A 6,137-nucleotide genomic window follows, 5' to 3' on the forward strand; every position below is an offset into this window, starting at 1 on the left:
CCAGAAAATCCTCGGGGAGCACCTGCCAGGTTTCGCCATTCCAGATTTCAACTCTTGGAGCTTCCGTCAACGAAAGACGCAGGGTGCCTTTGCCCTCAAACAGCACCAGATCTCCCTGCAAGGCCCACTCGCCGGCACCAACGATATCAATGCTGCGCTCGCCTACCGCAAGCCGAGTCAACTCAATGTCTGGAAACCACTGTGCAGGCATCAGATCCATTGCCAGGGTGTCAGTCATGACTCACCTCCGGCTCTCCATCGAAGCGGGACAGCCACTCCTGATACTCAGGGGCATTGAAAACTTTCGCACCATCCACCCGCCCCATAGCTATCCCATCATGATCAGTGGAACGAATCGGTCGCAAGACTTGCGCTGCCTTTCGATAGGGGGCCACATCCAGGCTCTGCTCTCGGTCTCCAAGAAGAGGTTTGGAACCGGCTTGTATTATAACGCCGCCGTCGTAGGATGACATCCAACCATCTGGCAGCGTTTCCTGCAATACAGCCTCACCACCGAGTTGATCCACATAGGGTTGGCAGATAGCCGTAAGCCAATTGGGGGTTTTAATGTTGCAAACCAAATCACCGGAATGAGATATCCGATCACTGATATTCAGGCCAGGGAAACGCTGACCTAACTGATATACCAAGGGGTCTACCCGGGTTTCATAACCATGAGAAATAGCCAAGCCAAATCCCGCATAGGCTTGTTCGGCGTTCAGCAAGCTACACCAACGATTGAATACAGATGGCAGTTTTTCCTCACGATCCATGAAGAAGTCGATGGGAAAGTGGCAATAGATGTATGAGAGAGAACGCTGCCTTGATAACGGATGATCTTCGATAGTTCTCGCCTTCCCACCACCTAGAGAGACAAAATCTATGTCCGAGGCATCCGTTTTCTTTTCTCCACCATGGAAGACAAATTCCCACTGTTCGTCCTGCGGTACATCCAACAGCCACTCATCCGGGTATGGGTAAGGCGTTTTCTTCAGGCTTTTCCAACGGCCAGTGTTCGGGTTGGTGGTCCATTTGAATTCCTGGCCGAAATACTCCCGGTATTCATTGAAGACCGCCATTACCGCCTCCCGGACATCCGCACGCCAGGCATTACGGAAGTATATTTCCACGTTCAGGCTAAGCTTAAGCATGACACCATCGGCGTCTTCCACAGTCATCAGTTCTTTCAGTTCATCCACGGTATGTTTTCCCTATCTTGAAACTCAGAATGCAGCCCCGACTCGCTCCGGGTTTGGCCGCAATGACGACATCCGCTGAACTGACCCCGTATTAGGTCCAACCAGAGTTGGAAAAATCCGGCTCCTGGAGTACGTCAACGCCCTCAGTGGTCCCAAGATAAGGGATAATGCCTGCACAAGTGCCGACAGGCTGAAGCTCCTCACCAACACGCATCCATTCTTTTGAGGCTTTCGGCAGTGGACCTATCTCCATCGCCCGAAAGGCGGTGTTCGATAAAACAGTGCCTTGCAGCAGTTCAGTCACGCAGATCCCTCAAGCAACACAAAAAACGAAGTTGCTGAGCGACATGTGGCTGCGCCGATACTATTAAGCATTTCAAATCGGCCAGGCATCGGCCGGGCGCAGCTTTCGGTACTCCGCCATCGAGATCTTGCCCAACTGGGGTGTGAGCCTGCATTTGCGTTTATCCCATGGGTATTCCATCTGCCGCTTCAGCCATTCCTTGCCCTCCCCTTGCTTCCAAGCTTCCAAATCCAGATCGCGCCAGAAGCGTGGGTTGCGGACGATACGCCCGTCATGCTCAGCGGTAACGGGATCCAGATGGCGGAACGGCTCGAGCCTTGGCACGTCCGGCAAGGGCTGAGAGGTATCCATGTAGCGTTGAAGCATGTCCCACAGCGCCATTACCTCTTCTTTCGTGGGTTCGACCCGGCTCAGGGACGTCTGGCTGAATTGTTTGGCGGTGTAACGATGCACGAACATCAAGCGATAGAAGATCCCGCCGGCTTCTATCACCCGCTCAACATAGGCATCGAATTCCTCAAAGGGCGCTGTCAGTTTCTTGCCGCCCGGCATAGCAAAACTTACCTGGCCGGTTTCTCGGCTGAAGTAGCTTTCGCCCGCTTTAAGGCTGCGATCCGTTATCCTAGAAAGGCCTTTTTCGAACGGTTTTAACAGAAAGGCAGCGGCGCTCATAACCCAAGGTAAGGTTTTTATGATTAGAAACATAGATAGAGCTATCCAACCCAAAACCACTCCGAGGCCTAAAAGTGATTTTAGTTCGTCAGGGAGCTCAACCTTGGAAGCATAATGTAAGAGCATCATCCCTCCACCAACCAAGACAAGCCCGCCCCAAAGATAAGGGATTAGCAGCTGTGCGGCTGAAAGACCAATGAATGCCTTGCCGTTCAGAAAACGAATTCGACCCTGACTCCACCACCAATCACCGGACTGAAATGCCTCTGGGCCACATTTGTCCTGGTGGTGAACAGCTTGCACATCCTCACAAACGCGGTAATAAGGTTGAATACCTGCGTAGTCACCTACTGGCTGCAAATCTTGGCCGAGACGTCGCCTGTTGTTTCTAGGCTCAGGGAGCAACGGAGACTCCTCCATCCCCTCAACTGCTCTCGACATCGTCACCAACCGTGTTTTTTCTGGCTGCGGGCGCAATGAATGTCATAGCTTTGGTGCGAGTGCTCATGTAATTGAATCTGAACCGGTCTGGCAAAGGAGCTGATGTGCGACTGAACTCAAAGATAAAATCGCCGTTTCTCTCGTGGGGAGGCATTGCGTCGAGACCCTGCATTAGTTCAGCTGCCATCGCTTTTGCGCCGCGGGGCGGGTTCTTCATGGCACCCAGAACGGTCTCGAAAGCGGAATGGGTCATGCGCAGACCAAACTGAGCTACCGGCTCTCCCGATTCGTCGACCGGATAGCCCATGATCATGGGGCGAGCCCCTGGTGGTGTTCCGCCGGTCTCGGATACCCGAATGCGAACTACCTCAGCACCCCACTCTTCGATAATCAGTTTGAGCCCGGCGTTCTCCAGTTCAATCGCCTTATCTTTCTTGTCAAGAAGGACCGAGTACTCTTGGTCTGGTACGGTTACTTGAGCGTCGAATTCAATCACATCAATCGACCTCAACTGTTCATCCGTCAGTCCCATACGAAGGAAGGGCATTCTCGCGCTGGCAGCGTTGCCACCGATCGAAGGTTTGAGGACTCTGAAATCCGGATTCGGTATTGTGTTTTCCACTACCGGCTCGCCATCAGCATCCAGCAACCGAACACGGTTAACCGGATGAATCGTTGCGGTTTGAAGATTGGAGGAATTCAGCTTTGACTCAACCCCAACGGCTCGTCCATAGCGGTAATCAACCGGTTCCGTACCAAACCAAAGCAGGGTTTGCTGGATCTCATTGAGGGAGGTCTCCACCGGTTCCGGGCTGAAGGGGGGTGTGAAGTAGTCATTAAAGACGGTGTTCGAGGTATCGATGGGGCGAGCCTGCATCGATATTTTCGCCATAGACATCAGTCTGTCGGTGTCTGGCCCTGGATCAACCTCTGACTGCCTGACCTTCAAGTGACTGGTAATCTGAAAGGTTACCCCTTGATGCTCTTCTTCAGTACTGATCTGAACACTAGCCTGCCTCGGCCAGCCTGTTGCACGTTCAAGTTCGAGGTAGCCAGCAGCACTAAAGCTATTTGGGGTTGAATCTTCATCGGCCGGCAGGTCTTGCTCTCCGACGGGTGCAAATTCCAGGGTCACCGTCTGACTATCCAACCGAGTAACTTCGAACTGCATTCCCTGAAGGGTTGCGCCACTCCATTCTTGATTCTCAGTCTGCCACGATAATCCAATCGCCAGATCTTCATTCGGAAACTGGCCAGGATACCAAGGAAAAATACTCAGGCTGCGAAGAAGTAGAGTCTGCAGGACTTCTGGCCGATCACTAATGCTCTTCAGGGCATCCGGATTCTGGTAAGTACTTTCTTTGATCACGCCATGAACACTTACCTGCTCAACAACTCCAGACCGCAAAAAATCGGCCAGAAGTTTTTCACCACTGCTTTGTGGCTCGCCCGACTCGGTGTCTACAAGTGTCCGCCCACGTCCTCGTTCTGCAACTTTCAGGGCGCCGGACTGGAGCTCAACCAACCCAGCATCCGCACCAAGCACTTCGCTGCGCAGAACGCTGGTCATCCTGTTAACCGACCCACCTCTGCCAGACACCCCAATTTCTGTGGTCTGATCAACCGCAAAATATCGAACATCTCCCACCGGGGGATTAAACAGCAGGGCTTCCTTGTTAATCGCCGGAGGCGTTTCAGAGAACCAGAAATAGCCGGCAACAGCCAGAATGAGAGCACAGATCAGCGCACCAATGAATTTCATCGTTTTATTCCTTTCCTTGGATTTTGAATCCCTAAGGATTCATTTTAAATCAATGTTCAAGTCGATTGGGCAGTCGCACTGATGCCTTATAGACCCGGCCGTTTCAGGTGTTGACTAGTGGAGGGCTCGCCCTGACGAGATAGTGTCCTTAACCGCGTTAGCAGCGATTCGTTCAGATGATTCTCTGCGCTATCAAGAAGCGTCTGGCGTTCTGATTGCTTTAGGATTTTGTAGAGTTTTTTCTGATCTACTGCAGATTGCAGCTTTCTAAGCTGCCCCTGTGAAGCCGGCAACCACTCCACACCGGTGAGAACACCCGCCAGCCGAATCTTGGCCTGCTTGTCCCCGCCCGGGCATTGACCACCACCTTATCACTCGTCCGGTCGTATTGGAGGTGAGTGACGGTCGTCGCATGCTCCAGAAAATCTTCGGGGAGCACCTGCCAGGTTTCGCCATTCCAGATTTCCACCCTTGGAGCCTCCGTCAACGAAAGACGCAGGGTGCCTTTGCCCTCAAACAGCACCAGATCTCCCTGCAAGGCCCACTCGCCAGCACCGGCGATGTCAATGCAGCGCTCTCCCACGGCAAGCTCAGTCAATTCAATGTCCGGAAACCACTGCGCAGGCATCAGATCTATCGCCAGGGTATCAGTCATGGCTCACCTCCGGTTCGCCATCAAAACGGGACAGCCACTCGCGGTATTCCTGAGTGTGGAACACGGTCTGACCATCGACTCTCCCCATTGCGATACCACTATGATCGGTTGAACGAATTGATCGCAGAACACGAGCCGCCTGACGATAAGGAGCTACATCTAATCCTTGCTCCCGATCTCCGAGCAAAGGTTTAGGTCCAGCCTGGATAATCACGCCGCCGTCATAGGGCGACACCCAACCATCCGGTAACGCCGCCTGCAATACAGTCCCGCCACCGAGTTGGCTCACATAAGGCTCGCAGGTAGCGGTGAGCCAGTTGGGTGTTTTGGTACGAGTTAACAAGCGAAGAGAATGTGTAGTCTCCGAGCCAACATTTAGGCCCGGAAAACGTTGCGCTAATTGATAGACTAGGGGGTCGACGCGTGTTTCATACCCATGGGATAGGGCCAGACCAAAACCTGCATAAGCTTGGTCTGCCATCAACAGGCTGCACCAGCGGCCGAAGATAGATGGTAGCTTCTCATCCCGGTCCACAAAAAAGTCCATGGGGAAATTCATCTTGATAAAAGACAATGAGTTGTCGTCTGATGCTGGAGCCTCGTTCCCTTCATGAATCCACTCCCCATAGGCTCCCACATCCACGTCCGAGGCATCGGTCTTCTTGTCTCCACCATGGAAGACAAATTCCCACTGCTCGTCCTGTGGTACATCCAACAGCCACTCATCCGGGTATGGGTAAGGCGTTTTCTTCAGGCTTTTCCAACGGCCAGTGTTCGGGTTGGTGGTCCATTTGAATTCCTGGCCGAAGTACTCCCGGTATTCATTGAAGACCGCCAGCACAGCCTCCCGAACATCCGTACGCCAGGCATTGCGGAAGTATATTTCCACGTTCAGGCAGAGCTTGAGCATGACGCCGTCGGCGTCTACTACCCTGATGTCATTACTCACATCCATGTAACCCACGCCCCCTTGATTCCGGTTTACGACGCCGGCAACCACTCCACACCGGTGAGAACACCCGCCAGCCGAATCTTGGCCTGCTTGTCCCCAGCCCGGGCATTGACCACCACCTTATCACTCGTCCGGTCGTATTGGAGGTGAGT

General features: G+C 53.1%; 6 protein-coding genes and 1 pseudogene. All 7 read right to left on the reverse strand.

The genetic code is table 11. From position 1 onward, the window contains the following. Positions 1-238, reverse strand: a pseudogene (locus Q674_RS33860) (hypothetical protein); the annotation flags it as partial. Beyond that, positions 231-1,199 (reverse strand): type VI immunity family protein, encoded by a 969-nt coding sequence (locus Q674_RS33865; protein ID WP_023009268.1) that lies wholly within the window; start codon positions 1,197-1,199, stop codon positions 231-233. The pseudogene Q674_RS33860 and the gene Q674_RS33865, both read right to left, overlap by 8 nt. A gap of 91 nt (positions 1,200-1,290) precedes the next feature. Then, positions 1,291-1,503 carry a hypothetical protein gene (locus Q674_RS41125; RefSeq protein WP_152526078.1) on the reverse strand — a complete coding sequence of 71 codons (213 nt, stop codon included), beginning with the start codon at positions 1,501-1,503 and terminating at the stop codon, positions 1,291-1,293. 72 nt (positions 1,504-1,575) lie between these two features. Then, complete coding sequence (locus tag Q674_RS33870; protein ID WP_200865919.1) at positions 1,576-2,580, reverse strand: hypothetical protein; 1,005 nt, start codon at positions 2,578-2,580, stop codon at positions 1,576-1,578. Positions 2,581-2,599: 19 nt separating this feature from the next. Continuing rightward, positions 2,600-4,378 carry a hypothetical protein gene (locus Q674_RS33875; protein ID WP_023009270.1) on the reverse strand — a complete coding sequence of 593 codons (1,779 nt, stop codon included), beginning with the start codon at positions 4,376-4,378 and terminating at the stop codon, positions 2,600-2,602. A gap of 247 nt (positions 4,379-4,625) precedes the next feature. Next, on the reverse strand, positions 4,626-5,033 hold the full coding sequence (locus Q674_RS33880; protein WP_023009271.1) for a hypothetical protein: 408 nt from the start codon (positions 5,031-5,033) through the stop codon (positions 4,626-4,628). Beyond that, positions 5,026-5,988, reverse strand: coding sequence for a type VI immunity family protein (locus tag Q674_RS33885; RefSeq protein WP_023009272.1), 963 nt, complete (start codon positions 5,986-5,988; stop codon positions 5,026-5,028). Before Q674_RS33885 ends, Q674_RS33880 begins: the two co-directional genes overlap by 8 nt. Between the last annotated feature and the right edge of the window lie 149 nt (positions 5,989-6,137).

The sequence above is a fragment of the Marinobacter sp. EVN1 genome, from assembly GCF_000475375.1.
In the GTDB taxonomy this organism is placed as follows: domain Bacteria; phylum Pseudomonadota; class Gammaproteobacteria; order Pseudomonadales; family Oleiphilaceae; genus Marinobacter; species Marinobacter nauticus.